Raw genomic sequence first — 18,739 nt, 5'->3', positions numbered from 1 at the left:
CTATCGAAATCGTTTTTCGGCCTTAGTTTTTATTAACCTTAACTATATCGAAGTGTGCTTCCATTTACAGTAAAAGTTTCTTTCATCGTATTATCTAGAACTAATGATAACTTCATCAGCCTTTATCTTATAGCTAAAAGGTTTGGCCATTTGCAATGCTCGAAGTGCCGCTTCCAAAGATTCATTCTTAAATGATCCTGTAAAACTTAATTGCTTTACCGCATCATCTTCAAATACAAACTTAACCTTGTACCTGCGCGCCATTTTTCGAGCAATCTGCTCCAGCGATTCGCTTTTAAAATCAATACGGCCGTAAATCCAAGCTGTTTCAACACGTTCCTCCTCCTGAATCGTACTGTCTACAGATATTAACGAAATAACGTCCACATTATTTAAAACCGATATATACTCTTTTGTCAGTACTTTTTTCGGAATTACCATTTTTTGGTTGGGATACATCATAATTGGATGAAAGCGATCATCCTTATCTTTGGTCAGTTTTATTAGTCCCCGATACAGGGTCGTTTGAATTTCCGTGTCCTCTTCATAACTTTTCACATTAAATGCCGTGCCCAGTACGTTAATATTAAGCTCATTGACGTGAACAATAAAAGGCCGGAGGGTATCCCTGACAATATCAAAAAACGCTTCTCCTACCAATCTTACCTCTCTGGTAGCTCCATTAAAATCACTTTCAAAAAATAGCTTGGAATCTGAATTCAACCACACCTTACTACCATCTGCCAACATCACAGGATCGGTCATAGGTGCGGCATTAGTAACAATGGGTCTGGTAATAGGCTCCCGCTCCCCACTGCCTAGTTTTAAGAAATAGCCTAGGCCTATAATGATTAAAACACTGGCAGCTGCTGCCCAAACTCTCTTAGCCCGAATTTTTCTTATTCTTAAAACATTATGCTCTTGCTCGCGGGAAGCCTTTTCCAGTATCCTCTGTACGGTACGGATCTCGGGCTCTTTATGTTGGCTATCGAATTCTTGTTTACTTTCTAATATTTGTAATAACCAGGCATACTGTTGCTGCAAATGCGGGTTTTCATGCAGATATTGTTGCAACAAATCTCGCTCTTCATTAGTAGCCTCATTAAAAGCGCATCTGGCCATTAATCCCCATATGTCCTCAGTATTGTTCATGTACAATCATCCCTTATACTATAAAGACTGGGGAAAACAGAAAATCTACTAAAGGCAAAAAAAAGTTTTTTAAAGAGTTTCTTTTTCTCGAGGAAACTTTATTGCATTCTTTGAAATACCCATAGCCTGACAGATACGCTTAACAGCTATAGCCATCTGTGCATCAATCGTATTGACGGATATATTTAATATAGCTGCAACTTCTTTATATTTTAGTCCATCTTCCCTGATAAGCTTGAAAATCATTTTACAACGGGGTGGTAATGCCTCTATGGCTGCGTTTACACGAGCCAGCATCTCGGAAGAAATTAATAAGGAGTGTGGGTCCTGATGTATCGCCTCGATAGATGTATTAAGATCATCGAAAGGAGCTGTAATCAACTTCTTGGCTTTATCGGACAAATAACTGAGCGTTTGATTTTTGGTAGCAATATATAGGTATACGGATATATTATCAATGCTCACTAATGAGCCACGTTTATTCCACAACTTCACAAAAACATCCTCCACCACTTCCTCAGCCATCTCCGAAGATTGCAGTATGGAAATAGAAAAAGCAGTCAGTCGCTTACTATACAATGTATATAGCTTTGCGAAAGCGGCTTCATCACCCCTATCAATCAGTTTTAATAACCCCTCCGCCTCTACCTTTAAACCTTTCTCCAGCATAGCAATCTAAAATATTTTATAAAGGTACACCTTTTTAACATTTCATTGTGACATCTTTAAAAATGGCGGATTGCCGCGTCCGAGTTAAATTATATTAACATCTTAATAGCTAAATTATAAGGCAATAACGCAAACCAATCCCGTTGAGAGTGTGTATATTTGCAAATCGGCTTGATTTTTGTAAATACGACCTTCTTTTTAAAAACTAACGACCTGTGGCATTAGGACAAACATTACAACAAAAGCTATTACAGAAACTTTCCCCACAGCAAATTCAGCTCATGAAGTTGCTGCAAGTTCCTACTGCTAATCTGGAAGAAAGAATAAAAGAAGAGTTGGAAGCCAACCCAGCCTTGGAACTTGATGAGGGACACCATAAGGACGAAGATGAATTTAATGATGAGTTCGCCTCGCAGGAAGAAGAAGCGGACACCTATGAGGAACAGGATGGTAGTGTCGAAGATTATGAAAACATCGACGTTACTGAATATTTGCATGATGACGATGGAGAAATTGCGGATTATAAAACCCGCGACGAAAATTATGGTGAAGATGATGACGAAAGTCGTCAAATTCCTATTAGAACAGAAGCCAGTTTTTACGATACCCTGGTTTCGCAACTCGGAATGCTATCCTTATCCGACACTGAAAGAAAAATAGCTGAACATATTATTGGTAGTATTGACGAAGACGGATACCTGCGCCGAGATTCACAGGCATTGGTGGACGACCTTGCCTTCCGACAAAACATTGACACAAATGTGGAGGAAGTAGATAAAATCATCGGCTTAATTCAGCAGTTCGATCCACCCGGTGTGGGTGCAAGAGATTTGCCGGAGTGCCTCCTGCTGCAATTAAGAAGATTGAAACAAGAGGGTAAAGATGTTGATACTGCTATACTCGCCATCGAAAAATACTTCGATGAGTTTACTAAAAAGCATTACGAAAAGATACAACGCGGCCTTAATCTTACCGAAGATGAATTAAAAGAAGTGATTCAGCAGATTGTAAAGCTCAATCCCAAACCGGGTAGCAATATAGGCTCTGTGAATAAAGCCGAAAGCTATGTGGTACCCGATTTCTTCATCATGAATAACAATGGTAAGCTGGAACTCACGCTCAACAGTCGCAATGCACCCGAGCTGCGCATCAGCGAGTCGTATAAAGACATGATGAAAGAATACAGCCGCGGATCAAAAAAAGACAAGCAACAAAAAGAAGCAGTACTTTTCATCAAGCAGAAAATAGATGCCGCCAAATGGTTTATCGATGCCATTAAGCAAAGACAGCATACATTGCTGGAAACTATGAATGCTATTATGCAGCATCAAGAAGAGTTTTTCCTCACCGGAGATGAAACAACTCTCAAACCAATGATCTTAAAAGATATTGCCGAAAAAACCGGACTCGATATTTCCACGGTAAGTCGCGTGGCTAACAGCAAATTTGTACAAACGGAGTTCGGCACTTATCGTCTCAAGTTCTTCTTCAGCGAATCTCTGAGCACCGATAGTGGTGAAGAAGTATCTACACGCGAAGTGAAGAAAATTCTGAGCGATATGATTCAGGCAGAAAGCAAAAGACATCCGCTGAGTGATGAAAAACTTACTGAATTACTACAAGAAAGAGGTTATAACATCGCACGCCGTACCGTGGCCAAATATCGCGAACAACTCAATATTCCTGTAGCCCGACTCAGAAAAGAGTTGGTATAAATTATTTTCCCGATTTAAAAAAATGACTTCGGTCATTACGGAACCGTACCAAAATCAATTGGGGTTTATCAAATAATACTAAGTTTGCAGCCATAATAATTATACTTAATAAGTTTTAATAAATATCAAAAACAAAGTATGTCTGTTATAGTAGTAGGCTCTATGGCCTTTGACGATATTGAAACCCCGTTTGGAAAATCCAATAAAATCGTGGGCGGTGCGGGCACTTATATAGCGTATGCAGCTGCCAATTTTATAAAACCCGTACAACAGGTATCCGTGGTGGGATACGACTTTCCCGCCGAAGAATTGGAAGAGATGCGTAGCCGCGGGGTAGATACTGCAGCCGTGGAAATTGTTTCCAACAAAAAATCTTTTTTCTGGGCTGGCAGATATCATCTGGATATGAACACCCGCGATACATTGGTAACCGAGCTCAATGTGTTGGCCGATTTCAAACCTGTAATTCCCGACAGCTATCAAGGCGCCGAGTTTCTAATGCTAGGCAACCTAGCTCCTTCCATACAGTTAAGCGTAATCCATCAGCTGAAGAATCGCCCCAAATTGATTGTTTTAGACACCATGAACTTCTGGATGGATGTGGCACTGCCCGAGCTGGAGGAAGTGATCAGCCAAATTGATGTGCTGTTGGTAAACGACAGTGAGGCTCGTCAGCTTACTGCCGAATACTCGCTGGCGAAAGCTGCCAAAAAAATATTGTCCATGGGGCCCAAATATCTTGTTATCAAAAAAGGAGAACACGGAGCGTTGCTCTTCGACAGCAATAAAGTATTCTTTGCTCCTGCCCTTCCGCTAGAAGAAGTCTTCGATCCTACCGGCGCTGGAGATACCTTTGCCGGAGGTTTTATCGGCTATCTAGCACAGACCGGCGATATTTCCTTTGACAACATGAAAACTGCCGTAATTGCAGGAAGCGCACTGGCTAGTTTCTGTGTGGAGAAATTCGGAACCACACGTCTCAAAGAAATTACAAAGGACGATATTAGCCATCGCATACAACAGTTTCGCGAACTAACACATTATCAATCTTAATAATCATATTTACAATATCTTACATCCCAAAAGGCTTTATCAACACAGATAAGGCCTTTTTTATATCGGTAAATGCACAAAAAAAGTCGGTAAATAACGAAACAGGATACAACGTTTGCATGGGATTTGAACTCCTTTAATAAACAAATCGTAAAAAATGAATCAAACACAAAAATCCCCACCCCTGCTATTTTGCATCATTATGGATGTCATCGGCATGCTTTCCTTCACAATTCCCGGAGTAGGAGAGTTTTCCGATGTTATTTGGGCACCCATTTCAGCTATCATTCTGGCGAAAACCTTTGGTGGCGTAAAAGGAATAGCCGGTGGTATATTCAACTTTATTGAAGAAGTAATGCCTGGAATGGATATTATTCCCACATTCACGATTATGTGGTTTTTAACCCATAAAGTTAAAGCCAGTAAAGAGGCAAGTATTATTTCTGTGCAAGCAAAGTGAGCATAATAAAATGGTTATAGTTACTCCCGTATACCGAGACGGGAGTTTTTTATTGCAACTAATCCGAGCAGAAATCAAAAAATATTTTGTTGATTTAAATCATCGCTCTATTTTTGCGACCCATGATTATCAACATCACCATAAAGAAGCATACAAAGATGAAACGCGTTCTTCACGGAAGGCTGTGATTTTTGTATACGTATATAAAAGAAATTGAACAGGCCTTCCGTCGATCGGAAGGCTTTTTTTATAACAAAACCCACAGGGTATCTTAAAAAAACAGTATAAAAAATGAAAGTTGCAGTAGTAGGTGCCACCGGCCTTGTAGGCACCAAAATTTTAGAAGTACTTGCCGAGAGAAATTTTCCTGTTACAGAGCTGATTCCTGTAGCTTCTGAAAAGAGCGTAGGAAAGGAAATCAATTTCAAAGGCCAAAAATATAAAGTGGTAAGCATGCAGGATGCTATTGCTGCCAAGCCAACGATTGCTTTATTTTCCGCAGGAGGCGGTACCTCTACAGAGTGGGCTCCTCAGTTTGCTGCAGTGGGTACCACTGTAATCGACAACTCATCGGCCTGGAGAATGGATCCCACTAAACCATTGGTGGTACCCGAAATTAATGCCGATGTATTAACTACCAATGATAAAATCATTGCGAACCCCAACTGCTCTACCATACAAATGGTAGTAGCACTAAATCCGCTGCATCAGAAATATAAAATCAAACGCATCGTCGTATCTACCTATCAGAGTGTAACAGGTACCGGCGCAAAAGCTGTGGAGCAATTAATGGGAGAAAGAAATAAAAATACCGAATATCCCATGGCTTATAAATACCCCATCGACCTGAATGTTATTCCGCAGATTGACGTATTTACCGAAAACGGATACACCAAGGAAGAAATGAAAATGGTTAACGAAACCAAAAAAATCATGCGTGATGATAACATCAAGGTTACCGCTACTACGGTGCGTATTCCGGTAATGGGAGGACACAGTGAGAGCGTAAACGTAGAGTTTGAAAACGAGTTCGACCTTCAAGAAGTGAGAAGTCTGCTTGAATCAGCTCCGGGTGTTGTGGTAGAAGATGATATTGCTAATCAAATCTACCCGATGCCACTGAACGCACACGAAAAAGATGAGGTTTTCGTAGGACGTATTCGCAGAGACGATACGCAACCCAAAACCTTAAACATGTGGATTGTGAGCGATAACCTGCGCAAAGGAGCAGCTACCAATGCGGTACAGATTGCGGAATACCTTATATCTAACAATCTCGTATAAGCAAAAAATAAAAAAATAATAAAAGCCCTTTTCTTAACTGAAAAGGGCTTTTATGTTTGGAACAGGAAACACTTATTTATCCGCAGCTACGGCTTAGTTCTGAAAACCTGCGATAATCTCCTCGGCATGCTGCTTGGTCTTGGGTTTCAGAATAATTTTTTTGATGCGGCCTTGCTCGTCGATGAGAAAAGTGGTGCGATGCACTCCCATATACTTGTGACCAAACATCTGCTTCTCGCCCCATACACCATACTTTTCTAAAATTGTATGCTCTGTATCTGCAATGAGCGGGAAAGGTAGGTTGTTGCGCTCTTCAAATTTTTTATGTTTCTGTGCATCATCAGGGCTTACACCTACCACTTCTATACCATGTTGTTTTAATACAGAAAAATGATCCCTGAGGTTGCAAGCCTGCACCGTACAGGTAGGTGTGAAGTCTTGCGGATAAAAGTACAATGCCAGTTTTTTACCTTTATATTGTGCCAACGATATCTTATTGCCATTCTGATCTTTTCCTGAGAAAGCCGGAGCTTTCTGTCCTTCCTTAAGATGTGTAGCCATAGTACTCTACTTATACTTTATTTCTTTTTTTGAGTGGTTGTTTTGTTATTAGATGTACTTTTTCCTGAAGACTTGCTGCTCGCTGCAGACTTCGAGGTGGTGGTGGTTTTTTTGGTGGTTGTTCCGGTTTTCGATGCCGTTGTTTTTGAGGAAGTAGTCTTAGATGCCGAAGTCTTACTAGTTGTCTTGCTGGTTTTACTTCCCGTGGTTTTAGATGTAGCACTTTTTGATGGCGTAGTAGTTTTTTTAGTCGATGTAGCGCTCTTCGCACCGGATGGAGCAGTAGCTCCCGCTGGAGCCGGAACGCCGCGAACAAATTTCCAACTACGTTTTGTTATATTACCGGCAATGTCTGTAACGGTCACTGTCAAAGTATGTTCACCGGGTTTGATGCGATTGTCAAAATTATAAATCCAAGTGCGCCCCTTATCATTGGTAAATCTTATCCATTTACCATCCACTTCTGCCCTGAAATCAGCTATTCCGTAATTATCAGTAGGCGTAAACGTGATACGCTTTACATTATTCAAATTAATCACACTTCCCGAACCTAAAGAATTAATCGACGGAGGAACATTATCCACAAAAGCTTCAAATGTGCCGAAATCCCTGAACTGCGCCACCAACCACTCGCCCTTCCATTCCGCTTTTTTTACCGTAGTATTTTTACCTGTCCTCTTAATTACAATCCGGTCGCGGTTTTCCGGAGCTATAGGTTTGTTCGGTTTAATTTTTACTTCAAAATTGCTATGTACCGGAATATAGGTTTCTCCTATTTTGTGGGTGGCCGATACGCTATTGAGTGCAGCAGACGTGGAACTGGAATAGTTCGGATTCATTTTATCATATAAGGCATTCATGGGCAGTGTTACCGAAAAATGACTTTTCACTAGCGTATTGGTTCTGCCCGGCAGCCATTCATAATTTTTCACTGAGGGTGGCGTACCGCCATTGTTTTTGATTTTAAAACTTATAGTAGACAGATTGCCATTTGCATCGGCTACTTCAATTTTAATATCGTGAGGGTCAGTATCCTTCAATTCAATTATACCATTATTGCCTATGTCATAATAAACGCCGCTTAGGTCGCCAGGCAGTTTGGACACATGTTGCATCCAGCTGCCACCCGTACTTTGCATTTTATAATCAATATGAGCATTCATGTAACGGGTATCTACATAATCCACGCTGTCAATATAAAAACTGGATATTTCTTTACCATCCATAAAAAGACGGGCACTGTAGATACCATCCTGATTGTTGGTTCCATTTCGGGTATCATAGGCTTGAATGGCAAAACTTAGTTTAGTAAAATTGGTATTGATAACGCCGCCCGCTACTGTGTAAGCGCCGCTGGATTTTGATAATGGATAAATCGCAGGCGATTGGTCATAGACAGAATTGCTTCTATCGTACATCGCAATTCTTACAATGGTAGGCGGAATATTATCCACTATAGGGGTTCCAAATAGTGTTGGATTCAGTCGTTTCCCCGATTTGGTGTCAATAATTTCCCAGTGCACATGAGGACCTCCCGAACCACCAGTAGTTCCGCTGAAGGCAATAAAATCACCTTTCTTAACCGGAAAACGTCCCGGCGGAATTTTCAAATGTGTTACCCAGGATTCGGTTTTATATTGATGCTCGGTTACATATTTTTCCAAATCGTCTCTGAAGTCGTTCAGATGGCCGTATAGGGTAGACAATCCATTGGGATGATCAATAATAATCCATCTTCCCCAGCTTAGCGGTTCTATCCCCACAAATGAAATATAACCGTCTGCAGCCGCATACACATTCTGGTTTACTACCTGATTGGTACGCACATCTAATCCCATATGCCAGTGGTTGGGACGCAGCTCTCCCATATTTGCTACGATGTCGGGCTTTAAGCCGGTTACCCATCTAAAATAGTTCTGAGGATATTTAGGTTTTTGGTATAATTGGCCAAAAGCTACAACACCTGTCAGTAAATAAGCGAATAACAAAAAAAACTTCTTCGACATGTGCCAAAAATAGGCAATTGAAAATTGATAACGCGACAGTATCTATCTATGCCCCGTTTTTAACAATAAATTCAATGGGGCCAATATTTTATGTGATGAAAACTGAACAAAAATATCTTCCACAAGAGCCAACAAACAAACGTTCTGCAGCTACCCCCCAATGCAAAAAAATCTCCCCTTCTCTTAAAATAATTTAAAAAACCTACCGCGCTTTTAGTGTCAATCCACTATTTTTGCGCAATTTGTTTTTTTTAGAAAAAGGGAAAAAAGTAAAATGCCTAAAGATCCTTCCATTAAATCAGTACTAATCATTGGCTCAGGCCCCATTATTATAGGACAAGCATGCGAATTTGACTACTCTGGCACTCAAGCCGCTCGCAGTTTACGAGAAGAAGGTATTAAAGTTATTCTGATCAATAGCAACCCCGCTACCATCATGACAGACCCCATGATGGCTGATAAAGTGTACCTGCTTCCTCTAACCGTAGAAAGTATCGAACAAATATTAAAAGAAAATGATATTGATGCGGTACTACCTACAATGGGTGGTCAAACAGCCCTCAACCTGGCAAAAGAAGCCGAAGATATGGGGCTGTGGGAACAATATAATGTGCGCCTGATTGGTGTAGACATTAAAGCGATTGATAAAGCTGAAGACCGCGAGAAATTCCGTCAGTGGATGATTGAACTGGGAGTACCGGTGGCAAAAGCTAAAACCGCAAACTCTTTCCTCGAAGGAAAGGAATTTGCACAAGAAATCGGCTTCCCGCTGGTAATTCGTCCTTCCTTTACATTGGGTGGTACCGGTGGAGGGTTTGTACATAGTAAAGAAGAGCTCGATGAAGCCCTAAACCGCGGTTTACAAGCATCTCCTATTCATGAAGTACTAGTAGAACAAGCTGTACTGGGATGGAAAGAATTTGAGCTAGAACTGCTACGCGATAATGCCGATAATGTGTGTATCATCTGTACAGTAGAAAATTTCGACCCCATGGGGGTACACACCGGCGACTCTATCACCGTAGCTCCGGCGATGACGCTAAGTGATACAGGTATGCAGCTGATGCGAAATACCGCTATCAAAATGATGCGCGACCTAGGCAACTTCGCCGGCGGCTGTAACGTACAATTTGCTATGAACCCCGTTACTGAGGAAATCATAGCTATCGAAATCAACCCTCGCGTAAGCCGTTCTTCAGCGCTGGCATCCAAGGCCACAGGTTATCCTATCGCTAAAATTGCGGCCAAACTGGCCATCGGTTATAACTTGGACGAACTGGAAAATCAGATTACCAAAACCACTTCGGCTTACTTCGAACCAGCACTGGATTACGTAATCGTAAAAATTCCGCGTTGGAACTTCGATAAATTTAAAGGTGCTAATGATACACTAGGGCTGCAGATGAAAAGCGTGGGTGAGGTAATGGCTATCGGACGCAGCTTTAACGAAGCCGTACAAAAAGCCTGTCAGAGCCTTGAAAATAATGCAATAGGCTTGGGGTACTATGGCAAAAGCCTGATGCACGCCGAAGAGTTGTTGGAATATATCAAAACTCCCAAATGGGATAGAATTTTCCGAATCAAAGATGCGCTGATGGCGGGCATTTCGGTAAGCACCATCTCCAAAGCTACCAATGGTATCGACAAATGGTTTCTTTCCGAAATACAAAAGCTATGTGTTATAGAGAAAAAACTCAGCGAACTGACTTTAGATACCTTAACGGTCGAGATACTCCGCGAAGCTAAAGTAAACGGCTTCAGCGATGCTCAGATTGCAGTACTGATAGGAGCTACCGAAGACAAGGTGTACGAAAAAAGAAAAACTCTCGGCATCCATCGCGTGTATAAAATGGTGGATACTTGTAGTGCAGAGTTTGAGGCAAAAACGCCTTATTTCTACAGTACCTTCGATGCTCCCAGCAGCTCCCTGGGCGAAAGTACCCTAGTACACAACGAATCCAAAGTTTCAGACAGGAAAAAAATCATCGTACTGGGTAGCGGCCCCAACCGCATTGGGCAAGGGATCGAGTTCGACTACTGCTGCGTTCACGGCTTAATGGCGATTAAAGAATCCGGCTACGAAGCCATTATGATGAACTGTAATCCCGAAACGGTAAGTACCGACTTCGATATGGCCGACAAACTATACTTTGAGCCTGTTTATTGGGAGCACGTGCGAGAACTCATTGAATATGAAAAACCGGAAGGTGTAATTGTTCAGCTGGGAGGACAAACCGCCCTGAAGCTCGCTGAGAAGATTAAGGATATGGGTGTAAAAATCATCGGAACCTCTTTCGATGATATGGATATTGCCGAAGATCGCGGACGCTTCAGTGATATGCTGAAAGAACTGGAGATTCCTTATCCCGACTATGGTACGGCCACTAATGTAGACGAGGCTATTGAAGTAGCGAACCGTGTAGGCTATCCGGTGCTAGTACGTCCTTCTTACGTATTGGGCGGACAGAGAATGCGAATTGTGATTAACGACGAAGAGCTGGAAAAAGCTGTGGTAAGCCTGCTGAAACATATCCCCGGTAATAAGATTTTGATCGACCACTTCCTGGATCGTTGTCAGGAGGCAGAAGTGGATGCTATTTTCGACGGCGAAAACTTTCACGTAATGGGTGTAATGGAACATATTGAGCCGGCCGGTATTCATAGTGGAGACAGCCACGCCATGTTGCCAGCATTTAACCTATCGCCCATGGAAGTAACTACTATGGAGCATTACGCCGAGAAAATCGCAAGAGTACTCAATATTAAAGGGCTTATCAACATTCAGTTTGCTATTAAAGACGGAAAAGTGTATGTGATAGAAGCCAATCCGCGTGCTTCACGTACTACACCGTTCATCGCCAAGGCATACCAAATTCCTTATTTGAATATTGCCACTAAGGTGATGCTTGGCGTAAAAAAACTGACCGATTTCAAATTCGAAAAGAAATTGGAAGGTTATGCCATAAAAGAGCCCGTATTTAGCTTTAACAAATTCCCGGGTGTGAACAAGGAGCTGGGCCCAGAAATGAAAAGTACGGGTGAAGCTATCCGCTTCATAAAAGACCTAAAAGATCCTTATTTCAGACAACTGTATAAGAATAGAAGCATGTTCCTAAGCAATAAATAATCGGCTTCTTAATATAAAAATGAAAAGTGCGGTATTGAAAACCGCACTTTTTTATTTCGAGGAAATATTAGCCATATCAAGCCTCTTTCCGAAAAAAAACTGTCATACTGTGGCAATGGTTTTATTTTTGCGAAAAATTCGTTCAGCATGTTACAAGTAAATGTGATCAGGCAAAATGTGCAGGAGGCAAAAGATCGTCTTGCAGTTAAAAACTTTAAAAACCTGGATCTGGTTGATAAAGTACTTGAGTTAGATGACCAACGTAAGAAGTTACAATTAGAGTTTGATACTACTCAGGCTTCCATCAACAGTGCTTCAAAGGAAATAGGAATGTTAATGGCAAAGGGTGAAAAAGAAGCCGCAGAAGCCAAAAAACAGGAAGTAGGAACTCTTAAAGCCAAAATACAACCCATAAATGAACAATTGGCCCAAACCGAAGCAGCCTTACATGAGGTATTGGTTCAATTGCCCAATTTACCTTCTTCACTTGTTCCCAAAGGCGATAGTGCTGCGGATAACGTAGTAGTACGCGAAGGAGGTTCCAAGCCGGTTCTACCTGCCGGGGCTAAACCTCATTGGGACCTGATTAAGGAATACGATATTGTAGACTTCGAAACCGGCGCCAAACTTACCGGTAGCGGCTTTCCTTTATATAAGGGAGCGGGTGCCAAATTGCAACGTGCATTAGTACAGTATTTTTTAGACTTTAATACCGAAGCAGGCTATACTGAATACCTGCCTCCTTTTATGGTAAACGAAGCTTCTGCTTATGGTACAGGCCAGCTACCAGACAAGGAAGGACAGATGTATCATATGCAATTGGACAACTTCTATCTAATACCTACTGCCGAGGTTCCGGTTACCAATATATACAGAGATGTCATTCTGAAACCAGAACAATTACCTGTTAAAATGACGGCTTATTCTCCTTGTTTCAGAAGAGAAGCCGGTAGCTTCGGTAAAGATGTGCGTGGCCTGAATCGGGTACATCAATTCGAAAAAGTAGAAATTGTACAGCTGGTACATCCGGAGAAAAGCTATGAAGCCCTAGAAGAAATGGTAGCTCATGTAGAAAAGCTATTGAGCTCCCTAGAACTGCCCTATCGCATCGTAAAACTTTGCGGAGGCGACATGAGCTTTACCTCAGCGCTCACTTATGATTTTGAAGTGTATAGTGCAGCACAGGACCGCTGGCTGGAAGTAAGCTCTACTTCTAACTTCGAGAGCTATCAAACCAATCGGATGAAGATTCGTTTTAAGGACGAGAACAATAAGACTCAGCTCGTGCATTCCTTAAACGGCAGTGCATTGGCTTTACCTCGAATCGTGGCCTGTTTGCTCGAAAATAATCAGAGAGAAAATGAAATAGTTCTTCCTAAAGTTTTACATTCATACTTTGGAAAACCATCTATAACAAAGTAAACTTGTTCCATATGAGAAAAATTGTCGTTACATTGACAGTCATCACATCTGTGTTGATTGCCTGTTCTCCTAAGTCATCTAAGAGTTCTGCCGCACCACAGGCTGCTGCAGAAGCTATTAAAGGATCTGCTAAAGCCGGAGCGACCATAATCAAGTCCGAAAAATGTACGAAGTGCCATAAGGACAAATCCGGGTATGTGCCAAAGCATACTTTCGAAGAGCAAGAAAAAGTAATTTTAGGAATGGCAAAGCGTGCAAAGTTATCCGAACAGGAAACAGCCGATTTGATAGCATTTGTTAAAGCCAATGCTAAAAAGTAAATATTTTAAATTAGATATGATTCATAAGTCCGGAAATTCCCTCTCCGGACTATTTTTTTGTATAATTATTGTCGCTGTTATTAAACTTAAACTACTAAATTTCGTCATAGGCAAAAATTGCTTGCATGAATACCTCCAATAAACTGAAAAATCTGCACTTACTCTGGCGAGCAAGCTTTGGTCCAACAACAGAGCAATTAGGCGATTTGACCCGGCTTACCCCCCAGAAATACTACAAAACCCTTGTTAAAGCCTCCGAAAAAGAACCTGCATTCATTAGTGTAGCCGACGATGCCCTAATTAAAGCTTATGAAGACTTGCAGGACCCCGAAAAAAGAAAAGAGTATAGCGAAATGCAGCGGCGTGACGTAAACAGAATGCAACTGGCAGCCATACGACAGCTGAATCTTCGCTGGTTTAAGGAGATGGTGACCACACAAGCACAGCTGCGAGAAAAAATGGCCTTTTTCTGGCATTGTCATTTTGCCTGTAGAAACAACAATGTTTTCTACAATCAGTTATTACTGCACGTTTTTCGCCAATACAGCTTAAGCGACTTCGGCACCTTGCTGAAAGAAGTTTCGAAGTCCGCTGCCATGCTTTACTTTCTGAATAATCAACAAAATCGTAAAGGAAGACCCAACGAGAATTTTGCACGTGAGCTAATGGAGTTATTTACACTAGGACGCGGACATTATACCGAAAAAGACGTAAAAGAAGCCGCCCGTGCGTTCACTGGATGGACTGCAGACCGCCAGGGAGCCTTTGCCTTTAAAAAGAGCTTGCATGATATGGGCAAAAAGACGGTTTTAGGACAAACCGGTAATTATACAGGTGATGATATTTTAGACATTTTGCTTAACCACAAACAAACTGCCAGGTTTATAACCCGCAAAATATACACATTCTTTGTAAACGATAATGTGGATGAAAATATCGTTAACCAACTTGCCGAACAGTTCTACAACAGCGGTTATAATATCGCAGCATTGATGGAAACAATTTTTACAAGTGATTGGTTCTATAACCCGCAAAATATCGGCACAAAGATCAAATCACCGATAGAATTACTTGCAGGCATTCAACGCATGATACCCATGCAGCTGGATAATGATAATGCCTTGCTAAATCTACAGCGGATACTGGGTCAGCAATTGCTATATCCACCCAATGTGGCTGGATGGCCCGGAGGAAAATCGTGGATTGATAGTAGCACTCTGATGATGCGCTTACGTATACCTCAAATGTTTTATGATAAAGACGAGCTGAATGTATCGCCCAAACAGGATGATGACATCATGATGGGTAGAAAGGCTGACGGCACGGCAGCCGTACCCACCCCAGTAAGAAAACCTTACGGAGCCATCAACGCAAAGATCAACTGGGCAAAATACACGGCTCAATATAACAAGATTAAAAGAGAGATGCTACTGGATACGATTGCCTCTAATTTGTTTCAGACTGATGCTTCAAAAGTTAAAAACGTAGTAGCCAAAAACATTGATACATCCTCAAAGGAGGCTTTCATAAAAACAGCGACCATTCAGCTGATGAGTACTCCCGAATATCAGATGTGTTAAGGAATAACGATAGCCCTTAAAAAAATAGAACTATGTTAATCAAGCGCAAAGAATTTCTACAAATAGGCTCGCTGGCCACAGCATCCATGATGCTACCCAAATTTTTAAAAGCATTTGAATCCCCAGCACTCGTTCCTCCGGGCAACAAGGTAGTTGTAGTGCTGCAGTTAAGCGGGGGTAACGATGGATTGAACACAATTATTCCCGTGCGGAACGACATCTATTATAAGCTACGCCCTACTCTGGGTGTTAAACGGGAGAAAACTCTCAAGCTTACCGATGAAGCTAGCCTGCATCCAGCACTTACAGCACTAAAAGAGCTGTACGATGAAGGCCATATGGCTATACTCAATAATGTAGGGTATCCTAATCCTGATCGCTCTCATTTCAGAAGCATGGATATCTGGCATTCTGCAAGTCAAAGCGATCAATACTGGAATACAGGATGGATTGGTCGTTATCTGGATGCCCAATGCAGTGGTTGCGATAAACCTACTTATGCGCTTGAAGTAGATGATGTATTGAGCTTAGCACTAAAGGGGAGTCAGGCCAATGCTATTGCAGTTAAAGATCCCAAAAGACTATACGGTACAGCCAATGAAAAGTTCTTTAGAGAAGTCCTGAAAAATCATAAAGACCATCATGATGAAGAGCCGGTAGAATATTTGTATAAAACCATGGCACAAACGTTATCATCGGCTGATTACATATTCAAACAAAGCAGGTTACACCCTACTAATGCTTCTTATCCTAAAACCGAACTAGGCAATGGCTTCAAGACGATAGCCTCACTTATTTATTCCGATATCAATACTAAAGTGTATTATATCTCTCTGGGGAGCTTTGATACACATGTGGGGCAGGATGCGCAGCAAACAAGGCTTTTCACACAAATGAGCGATGCCATAAAAGCTTTTACTGCCGACCTCAAGAAAAATAATCGTTTTGAAGATGTACTATTATTTACTTTTTCGGAATTTGGAAGAAGAGTTGCTCAAAACGCCAGCAATGGTACTGATCATGGTACTGCTAACAATATGTTTTTAATAAGTGGTGGGCTGAAACAAAAAGGCATTCTCAACGACCTACCCGATCTCACCGATCTGAATGAAGGCGATTTAAAATTTAAAATTGACTTCAAAAGCGTATACGCAACAATTCTTAGAAGATGGTTAAATGCCGATGCCGATAAAATTCTTGGAGCCCATTACGACATGCTTGACTTTATTTAATTCGGCACAAGATCGTTATCCGTCATAAGTGTAAAAGCAGCTCGCGTGCTTTCTGAAGCAAGGTATGCCTATCTGTTTCGGCACCTGCTATGCTATAGATATGAATATCCAACTCGGTAAGCAGGTGAAGGATTGCAGTTTGGCGAGCATCGGCAATCTTTTCTTTTTGCATTATGTCTCGGAGAGCATCCTTCGTAAACAACGCTACAGGCAATCCGAAGCGCTTCTCAAAGTATCGAATAATGCACTGCTTTAGTGTTATATAGAAATCAATCCCTCCATTATTCAGCCTGTCAAAAGCCGGTTTTAAGAAATCATCCACTGATAATTGCTCTAGAACAATATGCTCTCTTGATGAATATTTCTGCGAACTATTAAGCGAGACTATTCGTTTTTTATGTTGATTATATCTGATGAACAAGACAACAATGAGCAATAAAATCAACAGTACCCCTCCAACAAGCCATCCTTTAACTTGTTCACTAGCATCAGTAGCAATAACCTCATGCACCGCTTGGCCATTTTCTTCAGTTACCATAAAGGCAATTGGAATGTTGGTGATAGTTTTATGCCGGTAATCCACTATATCGTAGTAAGAAAACTTAATAGAAGGGATTATATACCTACCGGGCTTTAAGGTCTTAAACGGAATCGTATAGGTTATATATCCGCTACCATCCACATTCGATTTATCAATCTTAGGTGGAAAAGCTTGTACATCTTCTGGCCATTTAACTTCCGGCATTTTGATTTTATCAAAATGCCCTTCTCCGGTTAGGGTGATGATTAGCGCAGCTTCTTCTTGCGGCACTAACATCTTTTTTGAGAGCTGTACGTCCATCCTAAAATTGCCTACAATTTCGGATGCGTTAGGAGAAGCTGAACTAGGCACTCCGGTCGCTAATATTGTTAGCGGGACTGAAGCTATATTAAGGCTATAATAGCCATTGCTTAATGAATAAGACTCCTTTACACCACTCAGTAAAGGATCTTTGCGACCATTAGCATCTATCAATTTGACATTATTATGCATCACCAACTCATCTAGAACCAACTTTCCCGATCGCTGTGGTATCAACTGCACCTTTAGCACGGTGTGTACATCAAATGGAATTCGATCTACGGCTTCTCTAGATGGAACAGCGTCTGCATCTGTTTTGAGGTCTTTCACTTCAAAACCCTTAAAAGAAGGGTTCTTTATGACAGATGACTCTGAGTTGAGTGCACTATACAGCTTATAAGTAACAATGATAGGCTCGCCAACAAAACAATCGGTATTACTGGCTTCTACCTTTATGAAAAGATTGCTTTTGATCCTTTCATCCAAAGGAACATAGTCGTCATTTTGACCGTAAACCGAAAAAATAGGCAGCAGTAATAGTATTATGTAAGCGCAATACTTCATAAATGATGATGCAGCTTAAAGGTCGCCCAGCTGCGGTCTTAAAACAATATCTTCTACACAAGCCCCAATGGAAAGCTGAGCAGCAGTAAATATCATGCTGGCAACATCCGAGGCTGCCATTATTCTGTGATCCCTATTATCAAAGTCTCCCCACGAATCCGTAAGTACGGCACCAGGGAACACCGAGGTTACCTTAATATTATAAGATTTTAATTCTTCACGCAGGTTCTTGCTAAAGCCGTGTAATGCGTATTTGCTGATGCTGTATGCTCCACCGTTGGAATATGCCTGTAAAGACGCAATCGAACAAATATTAAAGATATGTCCCCTCCCCTGCAACTTCATGGCAGGAACCAGCGTACGGGTTACATGATACGCGGAATATAAATTGGTCGCCATTAATCTTTCGAGTGTGCCATCGGGTTCATCACATACGGTGCCCGGTTCGTATACACCGGTATTATTGATCAACACCTCAGGAACCGCTTGATCCAGCACCCATTTGCCGAAATCCACAGCTTGTTTCTTATCGGATAAATCAAAAGCCTTGGCGTGGGCTTCGATATTATCGTATTTAGTAAGTAGGCGCTCCAGTGCCTTGTACAAATTCATTTCATTGACTGATGTCAGATATAGATTATATCCGTTCCGGGCAAAAATATCTGCGATAGCATAACCTATACCGCGAGAAGCACCGGTAATTACAACATTCTTCATATTACACGACTCTTTTTCTTTTTATGCAATAAATGT

The 18,739-nt window shown here is 41.4% G+C and carries 15 protein-coding genes; 9 read left to right on the top strand and 6 right to left on the bottom strand.

All coding sequences use genetic code 11. The annotated features are described in order from the left end of the window. Positions 1–90: 90 nt before the first annotated feature. A complete protein-coding gene (locus tag V2H41_RS00435; RefSeq protein ID WP_330973135.1) occupies positions 91–1,152 on the bottom strand; it encodes a FecR family protein in 1,062 nt (353 codons plus the stop codon). A 69-nt stretch (positions 1,153–1,221) separates the two neighbouring features. Beyond that, positions 1,222–1,821 (bottom strand): RNA polymerase sigma-70 factor, encoded by a 600-nt coding sequence (locus tag V2H41_RS00430; RefSeq protein ID WP_330973134.1) that lies wholly within the window; start codon positions 1,819–1,821, stop codon positions 1,222–1,224. A 215-nt stretch (positions 1,822–2,036) separates the two neighbouring features. Here V2H41_RS00430 and rpoN point away from each other — a divergent pair, with 215 nt between their 5' ends. From rpoN to V2H41_RS00410, 4 genes are all read left to right on the top strand, one after another. Beyond that, entirely contained in the window at positions 2,037–3,536 is a 1,500-nt protein-coding gene (rpoN, locus tag V2H41_RS00425) for an RNA polymerase factor sigma-54 (protein WP_330973133.1), read from the top strand. Between the two features lie 138 nt (positions 3,537–3,674). Then, positions 3,675–4,589 carry a PfkB family carbohydrate kinase gene (locus V2H41_RS00420; protein WP_330973132.1) on the top strand — a complete coding sequence of 305 codons (915 nt, stop codon included), beginning with the start codon at positions 3,675–3,677 and terminating at the stop codon, positions 4,587–4,589. Between the two features lie 157 nt (positions 4,590–4,746). Beyond that, entirely contained in the window at positions 4,747–5,049 is a 303-nt protein-coding gene (locus tag V2H41_RS00415; protein WP_330973131.1) for a hypothetical protein, read from the top strand. Between the two features lie 291 nt (positions 5,050–5,340). After that, positions 5,341–6,333 (top strand): aspartate-semialdehyde dehydrogenase, encoded by a 993-nt coding sequence (locus V2H41_RS00410; protein WP_330973130.1) that lies wholly within the window; start codon positions 5,341–5,343, stop codon positions 6,331–6,333. A 93-nt stretch (positions 6,334–6,426) separates the two neighbouring features. Here the strand turns inward: V2H41_RS00410 and bcp are convergent, their stop codons facing one another. Together bcp and V2H41_RS00400 are read right to left on the bottom strand one after the other, a co-directional pair. Continuing rightward, positions 6,427–6,894 carry a thioredoxin-dependent thiol peroxidase gene (gene bcp, locus V2H41_RS00405; protein ID WP_330973129.1) on the bottom strand — a complete coding sequence of 156 codons (468 nt, stop codon included), beginning with the start codon at positions 6,892–6,894 and terminating at the stop codon, positions 6,427–6,429. 17 nt (positions 6,895–6,911) lie between these two features. Beyond that, the gene (locus V2H41_RS00400; protein WP_330973128.1) at positions 6,912–8,900 is read right to left on the bottom strand and encodes a peptidoglycan DD-metalloendopeptidase family protein; all 1,989 of its coding nucleotides are present in this window, start codon (positions 8,898–8,900) and stop codon (positions 6,912–6,914) included. A gap of 274 nt (positions 8,901–9,174) precedes the next feature. Here V2H41_RS00400 and carB point away from each other — a divergent pair, with 274 nt between their 5' ends. The 5 genes from carB to V2H41_RS00375 all read left to right on the top strand — a co-directional run bounded on the left by carB (position 9,175) and on the right by V2H41_RS00375 (position 16,581). After that, positions 9,175–12,027, top strand: coding sequence for a carbamoyl-phosphate synthase large subunit (carB, locus tag V2H41_RS00395; protein ID WP_330973127.1), 2,853 nt, complete (start codon positions 9,175–9,177; stop codon positions 12,025–12,027). Positions 12,028–12,174: 147 nt separating this feature from the next. Next, a complete protein-coding gene (gene serS / locus V2H41_RS00390) occupies positions 12,175–13,449 on the top strand; it encodes a serine--tRNA ligase (protein ID WP_330973126.1) in 1,275 nt (424 codons plus the stop codon). 11 nt (positions 13,450–13,460) lie between these two features. Beyond that, complete coding sequence (locus V2H41_RS00385) at positions 13,461–13,769, top strand: hypothetical protein (protein WP_330973125.1); 309 nt, start codon at positions 13,461–13,463, stop codon at positions 13,767–13,769. A 125-nt stretch (positions 13,770–13,894) separates the two neighbouring features. Next, the gene (locus V2H41_RS00380; protein WP_330973124.1) at positions 13,895–15,349 is read left to right on the top strand and encodes a DUF1800 domain-containing protein; all 1,455 of its coding nucleotides are present in this window, start codon (positions 13,895–13,897) and stop codon (positions 15,347–15,349) included. A gap of 32 nt (positions 15,350–15,381) precedes the next feature. Next, entirely contained in the window at positions 15,382–16,581 is a 1,200-nt protein-coding gene (locus tag V2H41_RS00375; RefSeq protein ID WP_330973123.1) for a DUF1501 domain-containing protein, read from the top strand. A 22-nt stretch (positions 16,582–16,603) separates the two neighbouring features. Here V2H41_RS00375 and V2H41_RS00370 read toward each other — a convergent pair whose 3' ends face one another. Together V2H41_RS00370 and V2H41_RS00365 are read right to left on the bottom strand one after the other, a co-directional pair. After that, positions 16,604–17,986, bottom strand: coding sequence for a hypothetical protein (locus tag V2H41_RS00370; RefSeq protein ID WP_330973122.1), 1,383 nt, complete (start codon positions 17,984–17,986; stop codon positions 16,604–16,606). Positions 17,987–18,001: 15 nt separating this feature from the next. Next, on the bottom strand, positions 18,002–18,703 hold the full coding sequence (locus tag V2H41_RS00365; protein ID WP_330973121.1) for an SDR family NAD(P)-dependent oxidoreductase: 702 nt from the start codon (positions 18,701–18,703) through the stop codon (positions 18,002–18,004). Positions 18,704–18,739 lie beyond the last annotated feature (36 nt).

This window comes from Niabella digestorum, assembly GCF_036409055.1.
Lineage (GTDB): Bacteria > Bacteroidota > Bacteroidia > Chitinophagales > Chitinophagaceae > Niabella > Niabella composti.
Note: the sequence above shows the minus strand (reverse complement) of the source record. Positions and strands in the feature narration are given on the sequence as shown.